A 19598-nucleotide genomic window follows, 5' to 3' on the forward strand; every position below is an offset into this window, starting at 1 on the left:
CCTTCGGCTATTGAGGGTCCGTCATCCCGGGTCGGAAGGCGGTCGCGGGATCATGACCAGCCGAAATCATCGTCCAGCGTCTTGAAACGCTGTAGATCGACCAGGGCGCTGAAGTCGGCATAGGTCATCATGGCGGATTCCCGCGACCTCGGCGTCCCTTCGGCGCGCAGCGCCGCCAGCGTCTGGGCGATGGCGCGGGTGGCCGAGAACAGGGCCGACACCGCGTAGAAGACGACGGAGAAGCCCATCTCCTGAAGGTCGGCGGCCGTCAGCGCCGTCGTTTCGTTGCCGTCGACGATGCTGACGACCTTCGGTCCCTCGACCGACCGGGCGACGGCCTCGACCTCGGCGATCGTCTTGATGCCGTCCACGAACACAAGGTCGACCCCGGCGTCCTGGTACAGCTTGGCGCGGCGGATCGCCTCGTCGGGTCCCACCGCCGCCACCGCGTCGGTGCGGCCGATGACCAGCAGATCGTCGGTGCCGCGCGCGGCGAGGGCGCATTTCAGGCGCCGCACATTCTCCTCGGCGGAGATCAGCTTGACGCCGGCCAACTGGCCGCAGCGTTTCGGGGCCATTTGGTCCTCGAAATGGACGGCGGCCACCCCGGCCTGGATGTATTCCCGGACCGTGCGCTCGATGTTGGCAGGGCCGCCATAGCCGGTGTCGGCGTCGGCGATGATCGGGATGGTCACGGCGCGCGCCATGTCGCGGGCGTGGGTCGTCATCTCCGTCTGGGTCATCAGCCCCAGATCCGGCGTGCCCAGCCGGACGGCGGTGGCGCCGAACCCCGTCATGTAGAGGGCGGGGAAGCCCGCCGCCTGGACGAGGCGGGCGGTCAGGGCGTCCTGCGCGCCGGGGGCCATGACGATCTCGCCCCGGTCGAGGAGCTGCTTCAGTGTCTTCGCGGAATTCATGACGGCGTCCCGTTCTGCGCGGCCGGCGCGGGAAGGCGCCGGCCCGGTTTTCATGAAGCGGCCAAGCCCAGCGGGGTCATGCCGCAATCCTGGACGGCGAAGGTGGTGTGGAACACCTCGCCCTCGAACATCGCCAGCAGGTCGCGCGTCGGCTCCCGCGTTTGTTCGCGGATGTCCGAGGCCAGGGCGTCCCGCATCGCCGCGAGGCTCGGGTAGCGGGTGGACAGCACGAGTGCCAGAGGCGGCGCGTGGTCGTCGGCGTCCAGCGGGCGCAGCAGCCGCACCTCCAGCGCGCCCGGAAAGCGTTGCCACAGCGGCACCAGCCGCTCGGCCAGCAGAGCCTCGAACTCGGCCTCGCAACCCGGCGACACCCGGCCCCGGAAGAAGGCGCAGCGCAGGACCGGGGCGGAGTCTTCCGGTGGCGCCGTCATCGGATCATCCCCAGATGGCGGGGAAGCCACAGCGAGACGTCGGGCACCAGGACCAGGACCAGCAGGGCCGCCACCAACACCGCCAGATACTTCATCATCGGCCGGACGACGTTCTTCATCTGCGTCCCGGTCAGCGCGTTGGTGACGAACAGCCCGACCCCGATCGGCGGCGCGAAGAAGCCGAGCCCCATCGCGATCACCATGATGACGCCGAATTGCAGCGGGTTGATGCCCATCGCGCCGGCGATCGGGGTCAGCAGCGGCCCGAACAGGATCAGCGCGGGCGCGCCCTCCAGGATCATGCCGAAGCCGAACATGATGACGATCGACACCAGCACGAAGCTGAGCGGCCCGAACTGCTGGCCGAGCGCGATCATCGCGGTGGAGATCTGGTCGGGGATGCGCTCGATCGTCAGGGCGTAGGACAGGCTGGAGGCGACGGCGACGATGAACAGGATGCTGCCGGTCATCGCGGCGGCCCGCACGAACAGGGCCACCGTCATCTTCAGCGTCAGCTCGCGGAACATCAGCCCGCCGACCACGAAGGCGTAGATCACGGCGAAGGCCGAGATCTCGGTCGAGGTGGCGATGCCGGTGGTGACTCCCCGGCCGATCATCAGGATCATCGCCAGCGTCACCGCGGCGCCGCCGATCAGCGGCAGCAGCGGACGGCGCGGAACCTCGACGAAGACGCGGTCGAGATCGACGCGGGTGCCGGCGTAGATCGCGACGCCGGCCAGGCACAGCGCCATCAGGACGGCCGGGATCACCCCGGCCATGAACAGGCCGCCGATCGAGATGTTGGACACGAAGGCGAAGATGATCAGGTTGACGCAGGGCGGGATCGTCTCCGCCATCACCGCCGTGCAGGCGAGCAGCCCGGCGGTCTCGTTCTCGTCCTGCCCGGTCTTGCGGATCGCCGGCATGATGACGCCGCCGACCGCCGCGATGTCGGCCAGCTTCGACCCCGACACGCCGGAGAACAGCATGGTGGCGAAGATGACGATCAGGTTCAGCCCGCCCCGGAACCGCCCGATCATGCGCAGCAGCAGCTCGATCAGCCGCGACGACATGCCGTTCACCTCCATGGTGAGGCCGGCGAGCACGAAGAAGGGGATGGCCAGCAGCACGAAGTGATGGGCGCCCGAGGACACCTGCTGCGCCCAGATCAGCATCGACAGCGACGGATCCATCAGGAAATAGGACATCGACCCGAGCCCGAGCGCGAAGGCCACCGGCACGCCGAGCACCAGCCCGCCGATCGCGGTGACGCAGAGCAGCAGGATCGGCGACACCGTGTTGTCCGGCAGCAGGACGTTCCAGCCCAGGATGGCGGCGACGACGGTCAGGCAGACGGCCAACGCCGGCCAGCGCGCCACCGGCTCCGCCTTGAAACAATTGTTGACCGCGAACACCGTCATGGCGGCGACGCCCAGCAGCACCGGCAGGTGGAACCACCATTGCGGCAGGCCGATCGGCGTCGTCTGCCCGTGGGTGTCGAGCATCAGGTCGTAGGTCGCGTAGAGCAGCATGCCTGCCATCAGGGCGGTGGCCCAGGCCGCGACGGACGCCACGAAGGGCCGCCAGCGCGGGGGCAGCAGGTTCACGACGACGTCGATGCCGACATGCTGGGTGCGGCCGAGACCGCTGGCGGCACCCAGGAAGATCATCGTCGACATCAGGCCGCTGGCGATCTCCTCCGCCCAGTCGAACGGGGCGTGGAAGTAGTACCGCGCCACGACGGAGGCGGCCACGATGACCATGTCCAGCGCCAGGATCGCGGCGCCGAGATATTCGATCGCCGTGACGAAACGGGCGAGCACGCGCCCGGTCAGCGCCGTGTCGGCGTATTCCCGGCGCGGGGGCAACGCTATGTCCATGACAGTCACCTCGCTTGGGAGAGGGGGGCGGGGCGGGGGACCGGTCAGGCGCTGGCCTTGATCTTCTCGAACAGCGGCGCCGTGGCGGGATACTGCTTGAGGTAGGCGGTGTAGAGCTGCTCGCTCATGCGGCGCTTCAGGTCCTGCATCTCGTCCGGCTTCACCTCCAGGAAGGTCAGGCCCTTCTCGCGCAGCTGGGTCATCGCCTCCTCCTCGACCTTCGGCACCTCGGCCCGGCAGGCGGCGGTCGCGGCGGCGGCGGCCTCCTGGAACTGCGGCAACAGCGCGGCCGGAATCTTCGCCAGCCCGCGCTTGCCGATGTAGGCCAGCAACGGCGTGTAGATGTGCCGGGTCTGCAGGCAGTGGCGCGACACCTCGTACCATTTGTAGGACAGCACCGTGCCCGGATCATGCTCGAAGCCGTCGACGACGCCGGTCTGGAGCCCCGTGTAGACCTCGTTGATCGGCATCGGCGTCGGGGTGGCGCCGATGATGTTGAAGGTGTCGATGAAGGCCTTGGTCGGCAGCACCCGCAGCTTGTTGCCCTTGAGCTGGGGCAGCGTGGCGATTTCCTTGTTGGTGTAGATGCTGCGGGCGCCGACCTGGAAGCCCCAGCCGAGAATGGTGACGCCGGCCCGCTCCTGGAGCATCGCGTCGTAGGCGTCGCCGACTCCGGCGTCGAGCGCGCGGGCGCAATGGTCGTAGCTGTTGAACAGGAAGCCCAGATCCAGCAGCCCGAATTCCGGCACCATGGTGGCCCAGATCGAGGCGCCGGTCAGCATCATGTCCACCGAGCCGCCCTTCACCTGGTTGACGACGTCGGCTTCGCGGCCGAGCTGGCCGTTGGGGAAATACTCCAGCTTGATCTGGTCGCCGACGCGCTTGGCCAGCTCCTCCTGGAACGGCTTGAACCACAGGTAATGGGCGCCGAAACGGTCCGGCGGGGCGGAGGAGGACACCCGCAGCGTGATCGGCGCCGCGGCCTGCGCGCGGCCGGAGCCGGCGATGCCCAGGCCGGCGATCCCGGCGCCGAGCGTGAGGCCGGTTCCGAGGGTGGCGGCGCCGGCGATCAGGCGGCGGCGGGAAATCGGGGTGTTCTGCATGGATGTTTCCTCGAATTGACGGCGTCGGCCGTTCTTGTTGTGAAGGCGTTGCGCTTCCGGTGGGGTAGGAGCCGGCCGGTCAGGCCGCCGGCAGGACCTTGCCGGGATTCAGGATGTTGGCCGGGTCGAGCGCCGCCTTGACCGCCTGCATGACGCGGACGGCGCGGCCGTGCTCAAGCTCCATGAACTTGATCTTGCCCGAACCGATGCCGTGTTCGCCGGTGCAGGTGCCGTCCATGCCGATGGCGCGGCGGATCAGCCGGTCGTTGATGCCGTCCGCCTCCTCCAGCTCCGCCGGAACCGACGGGTCGATGACGAGGCCGAGATGGAAGTTGCCGTCGCCGACATGCCCGACGATCGCGACGAAGAAGGAGGCCGACGCGATGTCCGCCTGGGTCTCGGCGATGCAGCGGGTCAGGCTCGATATGGGGACGCAGACGTCGGTGCTCCACACCTTGGCGCTGGGGCGCATGGCCTGGACCGCGTAATGGACGGCGTGCCGGGCGCGCCACAGGGTCGCGCGGGTGTCGGGATCGCTGGCCGCTTCGAAATCCAGCGCGCCGTGGTCGGCCGTCAGCTCCTTCGTCATCGCGATCTGCTCGGCGACGGTGCCGGGCGAGCCGTGGAACTCGAAGAACAGGGTCGGCGTCTCGCGGTAGGACAGGCCGCAGTAGCGGTTGGTCGCCTGCACGGTGCGCGTGTCCATCAGCTCGACCCGCGCGACCGGAATGCCGCACTGGATGACCGACACGACCGAGGCGACGGCGGCCTCCACCGTCGCGAACGGCACGACGGCGGCCGAGATGGTCTCCGGGATGCCGTAGAGGCGGACGGTCAGCTCGGTGATGATGCCGAGCGTGCCCTCCGAGCCGACGAACAGCCGCGTCAGGTCGTAGCCGGCCGAGGATTTGCGGGCGCGGCTGCCGGTGCGGATGATCTCGCCGTCGGCGGTCACCACGGTCATCGACAGCACGTTCTCGCGCATGGTGCCGTAGCGCACGGCGTTGGTGCCCGACGCCCGCGTCGCCGCCATGCCGCCCAAGGTGCTTTCCCCGCCGGGATCGATCGGGAAGAACAGCCCGGTGGCCCGCAGCTCCTCGTTCAGCTGGATGCGCGTCACCCCGGCCTGGACCGTCGCGTCCAGATCCTCGGCCCGCACGGCGATGACGCGCGTCATGCGGCTGAGATCGACGCAGACGCCGCCGCGCAGGGCGGAAACATGCCCCTCCAGCGAGGTGCCCGCCCCGAAGGGCACCACCGGAACGCCGTGGGCGGAACAGAGGCGCAGGATCGCCGCCACCTCCTCCGTGCTCTCCGCGTAGCAGACGGCGTCGGGCGCCTGGGTGGCGTGGTAGGATTCGCCCCGCCCATGCTGCTCGCGCTCCGCCAGGCCAAGAGCCAGGCGCGCGCCCAGAAGCTGCCGCAGATCCGCCAGCATCGCGTCCGGCAATCGCCTGCCGCCCTCGGCGTCCGGGATCCTCTGGGTGGCCACGATCTCCATCGGCGTCTTCCCTCGCATGATTCCGTGTCTCCGGCGTCTGGCCGGCCCGTTTGCTGGGGATACCCTCTATCACGGTGCGTGACTGTGTGCAACACCCTGTACCTTGGATACAGTGTCCAAGATGGAAGATATTGCTCTTCGGGGGCGGAGGGATTATCTCTGCGTGATGGCCCGGCGGTTCGATGACCGCCTGATGAAGGCCTGACAGGGCGCGCGCAACCGGCGGACCGTGGAACAGACAATGATACCCCGCTTGCAGATCGAGCTTCCCAAGGCCCTTTCGACGATCGTCGAGGAGCGGCTGCGCGACGCCATCGTCAACGCCGAGCTGTCCTTCGGCCAAGCCCTGTCGGAGGACGCGGTTGGGCTGTCGCTCGGCGTCAGCCGCACCCCGATGCGGGAGGCGCTGACCCGGCTGGAGCAGCAGGGGCTGGTGGTGATCGTGCCGAAGAAGGGGACCTTCGTCTTCCAGCCGACGCTGGAGGACGTCGAGCAGCTCGCCTCCTTCCGCCTGCTGCTGGAGACCAGCGCGCTGGAACGCTGCATGGAGAGGGCGCTGACGGAGACGCGGGACGGCATGGCCGCCGCCCTGGAGATGATGCGGGTTGCGCGCGAGGCCGGCGACACCAAGGCCTACGCCCGCGCCGACACCGTTTTCCACGAAAGCTTCGTCAACCATTGCGGCAACGTGCATCTGGCGAACGCCTACCGGACGATCTCCGGCCGGGTGGCGGCGTTGCGCGCCCATCTCTCGGTCCCGCACAGCGATCAGCAGGATTTGTCGTTCGGCGAGCACCGCAGCATCATCGAAGCGTTCGAGAATCGGGATTCGGCGCTGCTCGGGCAACTGCTGTCCCAGCACATCCTGCGCGCCCAGGCCGCCTACGCGGACGCCCTGGTCGAGAGGCAACGGTAGCTGTCGGCTGCGGCGCGCTTTCGGATGGCGGTGCCCTCGATGCTTCCATGAAGAGTGCCGATGGCCGGTGATGTCGCGTCGAGGTTGTCTTGATGGCGGGTTGCTGCTATTGGCTTGCCGCGTGTTCCGCGCGCTGGGCGACCGCATGCTGCAGATCGAGGATGTGTCGAAGGGTTACGCCGGGAAGCCGGGGCTCGTTCCGGTCCTGGACGGCGTCACCCTGTCGCTTGCCCGTGGCGAGCTGTGCGCCCTGACCGGCGCCTCCGGAGCGGGCAAGACGACGCTGATGAATTTGATCGGCCTGCTCGACCGGCCGGACAGCGGTGACATCCGGATCGATGGAGTGCCGGTCGCCGGCCTTCGGGATCGCGAGGCGGCGGCGCTGCGCAACCGGATGATCGGCTTCGTCTTCCAGTCCTTCCATTTGCTGCCGCGCCTGACGGCGCTGGACAATGTCGCCCTGCCGCTGCTCTACCGCGGGGTGCCGGCGGTGCAGAGGCGGCGGCTGGCCGCCGCGGTGCTGGACCGCGTCGGGCTCGGCGGGCGGGCCGGCCATCGGCCCGACGAGCTGTCGGGCGGCCAGCGTCAGCGGGTGGCGGTCGCCCGCGCGCTGGTCGGCGGGCCGGCGCTGCTGCTGGCCGACGAGCCGACCGGCAACCTCGACAGCGGGGCGGCCAACGGCGTCATGGATCTGTTCCTCGCCTTGAACCAGGATCTCGGGGTGACGGTCGTGATCGTCACCCACGACCCAACGATCGCGGCGCGCTGCCCGCGCCGGATCGTGATGCGGGACGGCCGGATCCTGGACGACAGCCGGGGCGGGCCGCGCGCGGTTGACGGAGCGTGACCACGGGGGTGGACATCGTGCCGCCGGGGCGTCTGGCGATCCTGCGGGAAATCGCCGCCGACGCGGCCGGCAACCTGAGGGCGTTGCGAGGCCGCACGGTGCTGGCGCTGCTCGGGATCGCCATCGGGACGGCAGCGGTGATCGCGATGCTTCACATCGGGCAGGGCGCCCGCACCGAGGCTTTGCGGCAGTTCGAGGCGATGGGGGTCGATCTCGTCGCCATCACGCCGCGATCCGACGACCGCGGCGGCGCGGTGATCCCGCTTGCCGCGGTGCAGGCCCTTCCCCGCCTGGGGCTCGGCCTCCGGCGGGCGGTTGCGATCGTCACCACGGGGGCGAGCGTCCGGACGGGGCGCGCCGAGATGGGCGCCAGCCTGGTCGCCAGCACGGAGGAGCTGCACGCCATCCTCAAGGCGCCGCTCCTGTCCGGCCGCTTCATCTCCGTCCTCGACGGCCATGCTCTGTTCGCGGTGATCGGCAGCGGCGTGGCCGAGGCTATGGCGGAGGCCGGGCGGGCGGCGCGGGTCGGCGCCGCCGTCACGGTCAACGACCAGGTGCTGACGGTCGTGGGAATCCTGCAGCCGGCGCCGGCCAACCCGCTCCTCGGCATCGACCTCGACCGGTCGATCGTCGTCCCCTTCGCCGCCGCCCGTCGCTTCGCCGGCGATCCGCGGATCACCAGTGTCGCGGCCCAGCTCGCGCCGGGCGCCGGTGACGAGGCGGCGGCGGGTGCCGTCCTGGGGTATCTCGGCGGCCAAGTCCCACCCCCGGGGGTGGAGGTGCAGACGGCGCGGCGGATGATCGTCGGGGTGGAAGCGCAGATGCGCGTCTACAGCCTGCTGCTGTTGGCAATCGGATCGGTGTCGCTGCTGGTCGGCGGCGTCGGCGTGATGAACGTGATGCTGATGAACGTGATGGAGCGGCGGGCGGAGATCGGCTTGCGGATGGCGATCGGGGCGAGCCGCCACGCCATCCGCGTGATGTTCGTCCTGGAGGCGCTGATCCTGTCCGGCGTGGGATGCGCGGCCGGCACCGCCATCGGTTATGGTGCCGGCTGGCTGTTCGCCATGGCGTTCGGCTGGCCCTTCGCCCCGGCGCCGCTGGCGTTGCCCTTGGGGGGCGGGATGGCGATCGTCGTCGGGCTGTTTTTTGGAAGCTATCCCGCCGCCCGGGCGGCGCGCTTCGATCCGATCGCGGCGCTGCGCAGCCAGTAGGAGGCAGTTGGCGGGATGCCGCTACCGGAAGTTTATGATCCTCGCGCGCCGCGCAACGTGCGTGTTGCCTCGTGCACAACCTTATGGTATTTTTCTTCTGAGAATTTCCCGATCGCAAGGGGTGACGTGATGGCCGTTGTCAGCTCGGTTGTCGGTGATGCCGGCGCTTACCAGGCGCGGGCGTTCATCGCCGGCAAGGCCCCGGCGGAGGCGCCCAAGACCGCAGGCCCGGCGGCTGTCGGCAAGCCGGCGGTCGTCGTGACGCTTTCCGGTGCCGTGTCCACCGCATCGAATCAAGCGGCATCGGCCGGAAGGAGCCTCGCCGAGGTCACCAGCGACGCCCGGTCGGCGCTCGACGCCAATCTGGCCAGGATGAAGGAGGCGGGACACACGCTGGGCATGGGGGAAAATCAGGGAACCCAGGCGGACATCGACGCCGCGTTCCAGGGCCTCGACCGGCGCTCCCTCCATGCCATCGCCAGCAACAGCGGCGGCCTGTTCTCGGACGACGAGCAGGCCTTCGCCCGGACCGTCATGTCGCAGCAGCAGGCCGCCGCGATGGGGCTGGGGGAGACGGGCAGCTTCATGAGCGATCCGGCGGCCGGCTTCAGGAACGGCGTCCGCTTCCTGGATGCCGCCAGCCCGGAAGAGCGGGCGTCGGACAACTGGCGCGTGAATCGCGCCGCCACCCAGGTCGGCTATGAATCGTCGATGCAGCGGGATCATCCGGGCGAGACGGCGGAGAATCTCGACAGCGGCGATCCGGTCGTCAACCTGCTGGTGAAGGGGATTCATGGCGTCGAAGGGACCTGGGCGTCCGTGCATGACGGCTCCTACGTCAAGGACATCGGTCAGATCGCCCTTTTAAAGGGCGGCGCCCAGGCATCCGACCTGCAGCAGGCCCGCAAGGAGCTGGAGGCGAACAGGCAGGCCGCTTCGGTGCGGGTCGATATGACGCTCTGACCGCCCGGCTTGCGCCCGGTTCGGGGCGCGCTGCCCATCAGATTGCTCGCCGGGATCTATTGGCTCACCGGGGTCTACGACTTCGTGCGTTTCATAGGAAACGCGCGAAGCCGTAGCCTTGTGTTCGGCGATCGGAGTCACGCTGCAAGTCGATTCCGATTTTACGCGATCCGATCCCATGCGGAACAGAGTGGTGCGGAACAGAATGGCGGACGTGTTGATCGCACGTCCGCCATTCCTTTTTCAGTTCAGCGTGAAGGTGATCGAATAATTGTGCGTCGTCGGGTTGAACGCGGTGATGGAAGCGGAGCAGCTCACGAAGGTGCTGCCCGACGAGGTCGCGGCCTGGGTGTAGCCGCCGCCCGTGGTGTAGGACGTGTCGAATTTGCAGCCGCGCGTTCCATTCTCGAAATAGAAATGGATGGACGCGATATCGGTGAAGGAGCTGTTGACGCTGAACAGCGACTGGCCGCCGCTGGCCGGCGCCACGCCGGGCGGATTCGGCGACACGGTGCCGAGGATCTGGCCGCTCGGAGACCGGAAGGTCATCGCGAAGGCGGTGTTGTTCTTCACGGTGATGGAGGTCAGCAGGCCAGCCTGCGCCGCGCCGGCCCCCATCGCCAGGACGGTTCCGGCCAAGGCCGCCGCCAGCAGGCGAGATTTGCGGCGCATCGATGCATTCAACATGGTTTTCCCCCGTTTATGATTTTCTCGCATATGGCGAGCAATTTTGAAGTTGAACCATCTCATATTGATTTGCAACAAATTTTATACACTTTATAGGTGTATCAAATTTTACAGATCGCAGCCGCGCGGCCCTGCGCAACGGGGCATCCGGGCATTCGCCAAGGCAGGTCGCGGGTTCGAAAGCGGGCGGTGCCAGGGGCCGGCGGCTCGAACGCCGTCAGGGAAGGATGACGATGTCGCCCACGGCGAGGCCGGAAAGCACTTCGACGCCGTTCTCGTGCGTTGCGCCCAGGACGACTCGACGCTCCTGCGGGGCGCCCGACCGGGGATCCCTCACCAGAACGGCCGGCACCGCAGGCTCGCCCCGGATCGCGTCGATCGGGACCAGCAGGGCGTGGGGGTTGGCGGCGAATTCGATGGTCATCCGCGCCGACATGCCGATGCGGATGGGTGGGCGTTGCGAATCGCGGTCTTCGGGAAAGGTCGCCCGAATCTCGAACATCGGCGTCCGGGCGCCCGGTTGCGGGTCCGCCTCGGCGCTGATGCCGGTGACGCGGCTTGGGATGGGGGCGCCTGGAAAGGCGTCCCCGGTGATCGAGACCGGCTGCCCGATCCCGATGTGGTTGACGTCCACCTCGTCGATCTTGCCGATGACCACCAAGCTGGCGGTGTCGGCGACCGCGAAGGCCGGCTGGCCGCGCGCCAACCGCGTCCCCGGCTCGACCGCCGCCGGATTCGGCATGCCCGGTCCCGGCGGGGGAGGGCGGGTCAGGATGCCGGCGGCGGTCGCGCGCAGGACCGCGCTGTCGGCCTGCCGTTGCAGATCGTCCAGCCGCGCCCTGGCGTTCTCCAGCTCGAGTTCGGCCAGCGTCCGGTTGTCGGCGTTGCCGCGCTCCATCGTGACGGCCAGATCCTGCCGCGCCCCGGCGAGGAGCAGGGTCTGCGCGTTGCGCTGCTGGACCAGCCCGTCATGCTCGTTGCGCGACACGATGCCCCGGTCCAGAAGCGCCTTCGTCTCCGCAACCTGGCGGACCAGCGCCGCCAAGCCGGCCTCCGCCGCCTGTAGGGCGCGGCGGGCGCGCAGCACGTCGGGGCTCGCGTCCCAGCGGGCCAGGGCGCCCGCCGTCATCGTCGCCTTCAGGACGCTCGCCTGGGCGTCGCGAAGCCGGCCCTGTAGCTCTCCGGACTCCAGGGTCAGCAGCGCGTCGCCCTCCCTGACCCGGTCGCCGAGCTGGACGTGCTTTTCCCGGACCACCCCGTCGAAGGGCGCGACGACCGGAACCGCCCGCCCGGCGGCGACGGTGCCCAGCACCGTCACCCGCGACACGACCGGCGCCTCCGCGACCGTGATCGTCCGCGCCGCGCCTTGCCCGTCGCTTCGGCCATCCGGCGGCATGGCCGGCCCCCATCCGAGCCCGATGGCGACCGCCCCAGCAACCAGGACGGCCGCCATTCCGGCCATGGCGGCGCGCCGCCGCCCGGGTCCGGCCATGGGACCGTCCACCATGGGTTGGGCCGTCATGGGTTGGATGGCGTCGGAGGCCGGGCGTGGGCGCCGGCCATGCCGGGGGCCGCCTTCGTCGGGACCCTGGCCGTGATTCAGTCCGCCAGCGTGATTTGCCATGTCGACAGCGTCGTCCCAAGTTGCATATCGAGAATCGTCAGGGCGTTCAGGTAGCCGATCATCGCGCTGAGCTGCTGGTTCTCGACCGACCGCAGATCATTCTCCAACGCCCTCACCTGGAAGTTGGAGGATCGCCCGACCTTAAGCTTCTCCTTCTCGATGTCGACGGCGCGCTGGGTCAGGTCGCGGGCCCGCCGCGCCGATTCGAGCTGGCGCCAGCGGATGTTGATGTCGGTCAGGGAATTGCGGACCTGCATCTCCACCCCCTGCCGGATCGCCGCAAGTTGCAGTTCGGACGTCTGGAGGGCCGTCGATGCCTGAACATAAGGCTGGTCCCGGCGCAAGCCGTTGAGCGGAATGGCCAGCGACAGGCCGGCCGTCATGTCGGAGACGCGGCTCGACTCCGCCCCGGCGCCGGAAACGCTTTCCCGCCCAAGCCGGCCCGTGGCGAAGAGCGACACGTCCCACAGCCTTTCGTTCCGGGTGACGGTGACGCCGAGCCTGTTCTGCTCGACCACCAGCCGCTGGCCCAGATAGTCCGGCCGTTCCGCCAGCGCCATGTCCATCGCCTGCGTCAGGTCCGGCGCGACTTTCGCGGGGTTGGTGCTCTCCTGGGCGACGATCGCCGTGCCAAGGTCGAGCGCCAGCAGATCGAGAAGCAGCAGGCGGGCCGCATCGAGTCCCTTGACGGCTTCCAGCACGCGGATCCGCTGGTTCTCCAGGTCGGCCTCGGTCTGGACGACCTCGACCTCGGCCATCCGGCCTGCGGCGATCAGCGCGCGGTTGACCGCGAGGAGGTCGCGGGCCCGGCCGACCGCGCCGTCCGCCAGCGCCGCCTCCTCCTGCGCCCGAAGCAGGTCGCGGTAGGCGAGGATCACCTGGGCGATCGTTTCGGAGACCGTCGCTTTCAGGCGAAGCTGGTTGATCCGCTCCGACAGCCGGGCCGCGCGGACCGGGGCCATGTTGACCTCGACGCCGCCGCCGCGGAGCAGGGGCTGGTTGACGCTGATTTCCGCCACCGAACTGCGGGTCCGTCCGGCACCGCCTTCCGTCAGCGTGTTGGCCCAGGCGAATCCGAAGGTCGCGCCGGTCGGCAGCTGGATCGTCGCCGACGGCGCGACTTCGGCGCCGGTTGTCCGGAGACCGGCGCTCCGCTGCCGGATCACGCTGCCGCTGACGGCGAACTGCGGGCCGAACCGGTCTTCGGCAACCCGCAAATCGAATTTCTGCGCGATGCGGTCAATATGGGCGCTGCGAATCGTCCGGTTGTGGCGCAGCGCCAGAAAGACGGCGTCGGCCAGGGTCAAGGGAACCGTCGAGGGACTGCCGGTCCCCCCCCGCTTCGCCTTGGGAGCGGGGGAGGAGGGTGGTGCCCCGGCGGCATCACGGGCCAGCGTGTCTGCCGGGTTCAGGCAGAGCGCGATCGAACAGGCCAGGACACCGGTCAGGACGCCGGGGAAGCGCCGCAGGTGGGTAACCTTTGCATGCATCGTATCGCTTGTCCGGATCGCCGAAGGTCGAACTCTGTTTCCGCCTGTGACCGACAGTAGCTTGAATCGTTAAGTTTTATCAACCGTGAATTGGTTTTCTGGTCGTTCCTGCTCGGCTGGGTATCGGAGGGGAGATGGCCGAGGCGCCGTCGAGTTGGCGGCGGAGCGGTTGCTGGCGGCGTCTGGCCTGGGTTATGGCGGGGGTATGTACCGCGGCCCGGAAATGAGACACCGGGCCTGAGCTTATTCAGGCGGCCAAGGGTAGCTCGGCCATGGGCATCTGATCAACCTGGAGCTGGTCGGCGCGCACCAGGGCTGGGGTGCGGTGTCCATGCCGGGCGACGAGCCAGGTTTCGTTGCAGTGGTGGGCGAACTCGACCAAGGGGCGGCGCAGGTCCTCGACGGTGTCGAAGGTGTGGACCCGGAGGAAGTTCTCCTTGAGCGTCCGGATGAAGCGCTCAGCGACGCCGTTGCCCTCCGGCTCGCGTACGAAGGACGGCGAGCTGACGATGCTCAAGCACATGATTTCCGCCTGGAAGTCGCCGGACATGTAGTTGGAGCCGTGGTCGTGGCGCAGCTTCAGTCCAGCCGCGACGCCTGGGCCGATGCTGCCGAAGTGTGCAGGCGGTTGCCGCTCTTGGAGGCGTGAATGCCTACCACCTCGGAGTTGGCGTGATCGACCGCGATGAAGACGCGCCCCACGCCCTCGGCCACGGTGACCGTCTCGGTCATGTCGGTCCCCCACATCGTGTTCACAATCTCGGTGACGATGGTGCCGTCGTGTGGGCGCGTGCGGGGCCGTCCAACCCGATGCGGTGCCAGCAGCCCGTGGCGGCGATCTTTTCCTCCAGCAGCTCGTTGGCCATGGTGATCTCGCCGACCTTGACCTTCAGGCGCGCGATCTCCTCATCGCGCTCGTCGCGTTCGCGCTCCTTCATGGCGGACGCGGCGGCCGCCAAGGCTCGCTCGCGCCACTCCGACAGGCGCGCCACCGTGACGTTCAACTCGCGGGCGACGATCTCCAGCGGCTCGCCGCGCAGCAGGCGCGTGACCGCCGTCACCTTGCGCGCGGCGGAAAAGCGTTGGGGCGTGCTGGCGTCCGCGCCCGAGGGGGCGCCTGCGCCAGCGTTGTCGGCGAGATCCGGCGCCCCCTCGGGCTTACGCTCCTGTTCCTTGTCCATCTCGAAGACATCCAGTTGCGGTGCAATCTACCGCAGCCGGATGTCTCGTCGAACCGTGCCGCGGCCCAGGCGGAGGGATCCCTCTGCCGCATCGCCCCGGTCTCTATCGCGTGAACGCGGTGGATCAGGCGCCGAGCTTCGGCACCGTGTGTGTGTCGAGCGCCACGCAGATGTTCTTCGTCTCCATGTAGAAATCGAAGCTGTAGTCGCCGCCGTCACGGCCGATGCCGCTGGCCTTCATGCCGCCGAAGGGGGTGGGGAGATGGCGGTTGTTCTCCGAATTGATCCACACCATGCCGGCGTCCAGCTTCAACGCGACGCGGTTGGCCCGGCCGACGTCGCGGGTCCAGACATAGCCGGTCAGCCCATAGGCGACGTCGTTGGCCACCGCGACCGCCTCCGCCTCGTCCTGGAAGGGAATGGCGGTCAGGACAGGCCCGAAGATTTCCTCCTGGGCGATGCGCATGTGGTTGTGCGCGCCGGTGAACAGTGTCGGACGGACGTAGTTGCCGCCGGTGCCGGCCTCTTCGGCGCGGATGCCGCCGACCTTGACCGTCGCGCCGTCCTCCCGCGCGATGGCGCAATAGCCCAGAACCTTGTTCAGATGGCGCTCGTGCACCAGCGGGCCGACCTCGGTGGCGGGATCCAGCGGGTGGCCGACGCGGATGCGGGCGACGCGCTCCGCCAACCTTTCGACGAAGGCGTCATGGATACCGCTCTGCACCAGCAGGCGCGAGGACGAGGTGCAGCGCTGGCCATTGAGGCTGTAGATCATGAACACCACGGCGTCCAGCGCCCGATCCAGATCGGCGTCGTCGAACACGATGACCGGGTTCTTGCCGCCCAGTTCGAAATGCACGCGCTTCAGCGTCGGGGCGCCCTGGGCCATGATGTGGCTGCCGGTGGTCGATTCACCGACGAAGGCCACCGCCTTGATCGCCGGATGCTCGGTCAGCAGCTTGCCGGCCTCCTCGCCCAGCCCGTTGACCAGATTGGCGACGCCGGCCGGCACACCGGCTTCAGCCATGATCTCGGCCAGCAGCATGGCGGTCAGCGGGCTCCACTCCGCCGGCTTGTGGACCACCGTGCAGCCGGCGGCCAGCGCCGGGGCGATCTTCCAGGTCGACAGCATGAAGGGCGTGTTCCAGGGCGTGATGACCGCCACCGGTCCCAGCGCCTGCCGGACGGTGAAGTTCAGGTGATCCTTGGCCGGCAGCGACAGGCCGTTGGCGGCATCCGGCGCCCGGTCGGCGAAGAAGCGGAAATTCTCTGCCGCGCGTTCGGCGGCCTTGCTCATGAAACGGATCGGCTGGCCGCTGTCCAGACTTTCCAGCAGGGCGATCTCCTCCGCCCGCGCCAGGATGCCGTCGGCGACCCGGTGCAGGATGCGCTTGCGCTCGGTGCCCGGCAGGGCGGCCCAGGCGGGGAAGGCGCGCTGCGCCGCCGTCGCGGCGGCATCGACGTCGGCGGCGTTGCCGGCATGGACCCGGTTGATGATCCCGCCGTCGATGGGGGACAGGTTGTCGAACAGCCGGTCCGACTGGCCGGGCACCTCCCGCCCGTCGATGAAATGGCCGAGCGGACGATCCCGGAAGCGGGTCAGGAGCCGTTCCGCGGTTGCGAGATTCGTTTCGAAAAGGGATGCCATGGCGTTTCACTCCAGAGTTTGGTTGGCGCTTGTTGGGCCGAGGCGGGGTGGGCCGAGGTAGGGCCGGCCGGGGCGCGGCGGGCGGTGCGCCCCGGCGCAAACTTGACTTGTTAATATTTAACATGTTATATAAATCGGGCGACGGTGCTGTCAAGCGCTTTCCCTGCGTGGGGCCGCCGCGCTATGGTGCAGGAAACCTCCAGACATGCGTCGATTCTTTCCAGATGAGGCCGGAGCCTTGGGCAGACCTTCCAGAAAAGCCGCGGCGGCAGCCGGACCGGTGGTGGAACCCACAGAGGTGGCCGGGCACTCCGGTGGCGAGATGCGGGCCTTCCGCCGGTCCCTGCCGATGGCGCTGCTGAAAGCGCGCGAAGCGGTGATGGCGCGCTTCCGTCCGCTGCTGCACGAACATGACCTGACCGAACAGCAATGGCGGGTGCTGCGCGCCCTGACCACGGCGGACGGGTTCCGCGCCGGTGAACTGGCACGGGTCAGCAGCATCAGCATGCCCAGCCTGTCGCGCATCCTGCGCACGCTGGAAAAGCGCGAGCTGATCCAGCGCGGCATAGAGGACAAGGACCTGCGAGCGGCCCAGATCTCGATCACGCCGTCCGGCCGCGACATGATCACGCTGATCGCCCCCCACAGCGAACGGCGCTATGCCGAGATCACCGCGGCCTTCGGCGCCGACCGGCTGGCGACGCTGTATGGGCTGCTCGACGAACTCGCCGATTGCCTGGGCGGTCCGAACGGGGACGGCGAGGAGGAGTAGGGGGCGGGGAGCAGGCAGGGCTCCGAAGTCAGGTTAAGAAGGGCGCCTATAAGCCCTCTCCCCAGGGGAGAGAGGGCTTTACATGGTGCACGTCCTTTATAGTCCCCCCATGCACAGATATTTGATCTCCATATAATCCTCGATGCCGTAGCGGGAGCCTTCGCGGCCGAAGCCGGATTGCTTCACCCCGCCGAACGGGGCCACCGCGGTGGAGATCAGGCCGGTGTTGATGCCGACCATCCCGTATTCCAGCGCTTCGCCGACGCGCCAGACGCGGGCGTGGTCGCGGGTGAAGAGATAGGCGGCGAGGCCGTAGTCGCTGTCGTTGGCGAGACGCACGGCGTCGGCGTCGTCGGTGAAGCGGATCAGGGGAGCGACCGGGCCGAAGATCTCCTCCACCGCCACCCGCATCGACGCGGTGACGCCGGTCAGCACCGTCGGTTCGAACCATGTGCCGCCCAGCGCATGGCGCCGCCCTCCCACCGCCACGGCGGCGCCGGACCCGGTGGCGTCGGCCACCAGCTCCTCCACCTTCGCCAGGGCGGCGGCATCGATCAGCGGCCCCTGCTGCACGCCGTCCTCAAGCCCGTTGCCGACTGTCAGCGCGGCCACCGCCTCCGACAGTTTGGCGGCGAAGCGCTCGTAGATGCCGTCCTGCACCAGGAAGCGGTTGGAGCAGACGCAGGTCTGGCCGGCGTTCCGGTATTTGGAGGCCAGGGCGCCGGCGACCGCCGCGTCGAGATCGGCATCGTCGAAGACGATGAAGGGGGCGTTGCCGCCGAGTTCCATCGACAGCCGCTTGACCGTGCCGGCGCATTGCCCGATCAGCAGCCGGCCGACTTCGGTGGAGCCGGTGAAGGTCAGCTTGCGCACCGCCGCGCTGGCGGTCAGCACCGCGCCGATCTGCCGGGCCGACCCGGTCACCACCGAAAAGACACCGGGCGGAATGCCGGCGCGCTCGGCCAGTGCCGCCAGCGCCAGCGCCGACAGCGGCGTCTGTTCGGCCGGCTTGACGATCATCGTGCAGCCGGCCGCCAGCGCCGGCGCCGCCTTGCGGGTGATCATCGCCGCCGGAAAATTCCACGGCGTGATGGCGGCGCAGACGCCCACCGGCTCCTTCACCACGACGATGCGGCGGTCGGGCAGGGGGGACGGGATGACGTCGCCATAGAGGCGCTTCGCCTCCTCCGCGAACCATTCGACGTAGGAGGCGGCGTAATCGATCTCACCGCGCGCCTCGGCCAGCGGCTTGCCCTGCTCCAGCGTCATCAGCAGGGCCAGATCCTCGCGGTTCTCCTGGATCAGCTCGAACCAGCGGCGCAGCAGGGCGGCGCGGCGGCCGGCGGTTTCCGCCCGCCAGCCGGGGAAGGCGGCCTCGGCGGCGGCGATGGCGCGCGTGGTCTCGCCGGCGCCGCAGCGGGGGACATGGGCGATGGTGGCGCCGGTCGCCGGGTTGGTGACGGGGCTGCGCCCGCCATCGTCGGCGTCGATCCAGGCGCCGGCCACGAAGCAGCGCTCGCGCAGCAGGGTGCTGTCGGTCAAGTCGATCATCGATGGGTATCCTGCGGAGGGTATCCTGCGGGGTGGTCAATAGCCGCCAGGCACCGGAGCGGTTGTCGCTGGAGAGGTCGTCGGTTCGGAAGACGGCTGGAGGAAGCGGGCGGCAAGGTCGGCGGCGGCGCGGGCGAACAGGGTGGTGTCCACCCCGACCCCGACGAACAGGGCGCCGGCCGCCAGATAGGCGCGGGCCAGCGCCTCGTCGGTCGCCAGCACGCCGGCGGCCTTGCCGGCCTTGCGGGTGCGGGCGATGCCGTCCTCAATGGCCGCGCGCACGGTCGGATGTCCCGGCTGGCCGCGCAGGCCCAGCGACGCCGACAGGTCGGCCGGGCCGAAGAAGACGCCGTCCACCCCCTCCACCGCGGCGATGGCGTCGAGATTCTCCAGACCGCGGGCGGATTCCACCTGCAGCAGCAGGCAGATCTCGCCGTCGGCCTCGTCCAGATAGGCGCCGATGCGGTTCCAGCGCGAGGCGCGGGCGAGCGCGCTGCCCACCCCGCGGACACCCTCGGGCGGATAGCGGGTGGCGGCGACCAGCGCCGCCGCCTGCTCCGCCGTCTTCACCATCGGCACCAGCAGGGTCTGGGCGCCGAGGTCGAGCATCTGCTTGATGATCGCCGCGTCGCCGACCACCGGCCGGACGATGGGATGGCTGGGATAGGCGGCGACGGCCTGGAGCTGGGCCAGGATGCCGCGCAGGTCGTTCGGGGCATGCTCGCCGTCGATCAGCAGCCAGTCGAAGCCGGCCCCGGCTGCGATCTCCGCGCAATAGGCGTCGGCCAGCCCGAGCCACAGGCCGAACTGTGGCTGGCCTGCCGCCAATGCCCGCTTGAAGGCGTTTTCCGGATTCCTCATCGAAGCCCTCCT

General features: G+C 69.0%; 16 protein-coding genes and 1 pseudogene. 5 read left to right on the forward strand and 12 right to left on the reverse strand.

Annotated features, from left to right (window positions below):
• Positions 1-50: 50 nt before the first annotated feature.
• From JN22_RS33770 to JN22_RS33790, 5 genes are all read right to left on the reverse strand, one after another.
• Positions 51-917 carry an isocitrate lyase/PEP mutase family protein gene (locus JN22_RS33770; RefSeq protein ID WP_085558259.1) on the reverse strand — a complete coding sequence of 289 codons (867 nt, stop codon included), beginning with the start codon at positions 915-917 and terminating at the stop codon, positions 51-53.
• A 50-nt stretch (positions 918-967) separates the two neighbouring features.
• Positions 968-1348 (reverse strand): antibiotic biosynthesis monooxygenase family protein, encoded by a 381-nt coding sequence (locus JN22_RS33775; protein WP_085558260.1) that lies wholly within the window; start codon positions 1346-1348, stop codon positions 968-970.
• Positions 1345-3228, reverse strand: coding sequence for a TRAP transporter large permease (locus tag JN22_RS33780; protein ID WP_085558261.1), 1884 nt, complete (start codon positions 3226-3228; stop codon positions 1345-1347). Before JN22_RS33780 ends, JN22_RS33775 begins: the two co-directional genes overlap by 4 nt.
• 44 nt (positions 3229-3272) lie before the next feature.
• Positions 3273-4331 carry a TRAP transporter substrate-binding protein gene (locus JN22_RS33785; RefSeq protein ID WP_085558262.1) on the reverse strand — a complete coding sequence of 353 codons (1059 nt, stop codon included), beginning with the start codon at positions 4329-4331 and terminating at the stop codon, positions 3273-3275.
• 79 nt (positions 4332-4410) lie between these two features.
• Positions 4411-5850 (reverse strand): FAD-binding oxidoreductase, encoded by a 1440-nt coding sequence (locus JN22_RS33790; RefSeq protein ID WP_396022028.1) that lies wholly within the window; start codon positions 5848-5850, stop codon positions 4411-4413.
• 223 nt (positions 5851-6073) lie between these two features.
• Here JN22_RS33790 and JN22_RS33795 point away from each other — a divergent pair, with 223 nt between their 5' ends.
• The 4 genes from JN22_RS33795 (at position 6074) to JN22_RS33810 (ending at position 9772) form a co-directional block, all read left to right on the forward strand.
• Positions 6074-6748 (forward strand): GntR family transcriptional regulator, encoded by a 675-nt coding sequence (locus JN22_RS33795; RefSeq protein WP_085558263.1) that lies wholly within the window; start codon positions 6074-6076, stop codon positions 6746-6748.
• Between the two features lie 121 nt (positions 6749-6869).
• Positions 6870-7595 (forward strand): ABC transporter ATP-binding protein, encoded by a 726-nt coding sequence (locus tag JN22_RS33800; protein WP_223678031.1) that lies wholly within the window; start codon positions 6870-6872, stop codon positions 7593-7595.
• Positions 7592-8809, forward strand: coding sequence for an ABC transporter permease (locus JN22_RS33805; protein WP_085558264.1), 1218 nt, complete (start codon positions 7592-7594; stop codon positions 8807-8809). The genes JN22_RS33800 and JN22_RS33805 overlap by 4 nt, the downstream gene beginning before the upstream one ends.
• Before the next feature lie 15 nt (positions 8810-8824).
• Positions 8825-9772: a hypothetical protein gene (locus JN22_RS33810; protein ID WP_143269041.1), complete on the forward strand. Its 948-nt coding sequence runs from the start codon at positions 8825-8827 to the stop codon at positions 9770-9772.
• Between the two features lie 243 nt (positions 9773-10015).
• Here JN22_RS33810 and JN22_RS33815 read toward each other — a convergent pair whose 3' ends face one another.
• The 5 genes and pseudogenes from JN22_RS33815 to hpaE all read right to left on the reverse strand — a co-directional run bounded on the left by JN22_RS33815 (position 10016) and on the right by hpaE (position 16402).
• Entirely contained in the window at positions 10016-10444 is a 429-nt protein-coding gene (locus JN22_RS33815; RefSeq protein WP_085558266.1) for a hypothetical protein, read from the reverse strand.
• Between the two features lie 232 nt (positions 10445-10676).
• Entirely contained in the window at positions 10677-11951 is a 1275-nt protein-coding gene (locus JN22_RS33820) for an efflux RND transporter periplasmic adaptor subunit (protein ID WP_179166351.1), read from the reverse strand.
• Positions 11952-12058: 107 nt separating this feature from the next.
• The gene (locus tag JN22_RS33825) at positions 12059-13573 is read right to left on the reverse strand and encodes a TolC family protein (protein WP_085558268.1); all 1515 of its coding nucleotides are present in this window, start codon (positions 13571-13573) and stop codon (positions 12059-12061) included.
• 247 nt (positions 13574-13820) lie between these two features.
• Positions 13821-14682 (reverse strand): annotated as a pseudogene (locus tag JN22_RS35440) (transposase); the annotation flags it as partial.
• Positions 14683-14878: 196 nt separating this feature from the next.
• Positions 14879-16402: a 5-carboxymethyl-2-hydroxymuconate semialdehyde dehydrogenase gene (gene hpaE / locus JN22_RS33845; protein WP_085558269.1), complete on the reverse strand. Its 1524-nt coding sequence runs from the start codon at positions 16400-16402 to the stop codon at positions 14879-14881.
• A 298-nt stretch (positions 16403-16700) separates the two neighbouring features.
• Here hpaE and hpaR point away from each other — a divergent pair, with 298 nt between their 5' ends.
• A complete protein-coding gene (gene hpaR, locus JN22_RS33850) occupies positions 16701-17174 on the forward strand; it encodes a homoprotocatechuate degradation operon regulator HpaR (protein WP_223678032.1) in 474 nt (157 codons plus the stop codon).
• A gap of 96 nt (positions 17175-17270) precedes the next feature.
• On the opposite strand, the gene JN22_RS33855 is transcribed toward hpaR, so the two are convergent.
• Both JN22_RS33855 and hpaI read right to left on the reverse strand, forming a co-directional pair.
• Positions 17271-18725 (reverse strand): NAD-dependent succinate-semialdehyde dehydrogenase, encoded by a 1455-nt coding sequence (locus JN22_RS33855; protein WP_085558271.1) that lies wholly within the window; start codon positions 18723-18725, stop codon positions 17271-17273.
• Between the two features lie 36 nt (positions 18726-18761).
• Positions 18762-19586, reverse strand: a complete 825-nt coding sequence (gene hpaI, locus JN22_RS33860; RefSeq protein ID WP_085558272.1) for a 4-hydroxy-2-oxoheptanedioate aldolase — start codon at positions 19584-19586, stop codon at positions 18762-18764.
• Between the last annotated feature and the right edge of the window lie 12 nt (positions 19587-19598).

It is taken from the genome of Azospirillum agricola, from assembly GCF_020005195.1.
GTDB classification, from domain to species: domain Bacteria; phylum Pseudomonadota; class Alphaproteobacteria; order Azospirillales; family Azospirillaceae; genus Azospirillum; species Azospirillum agricola.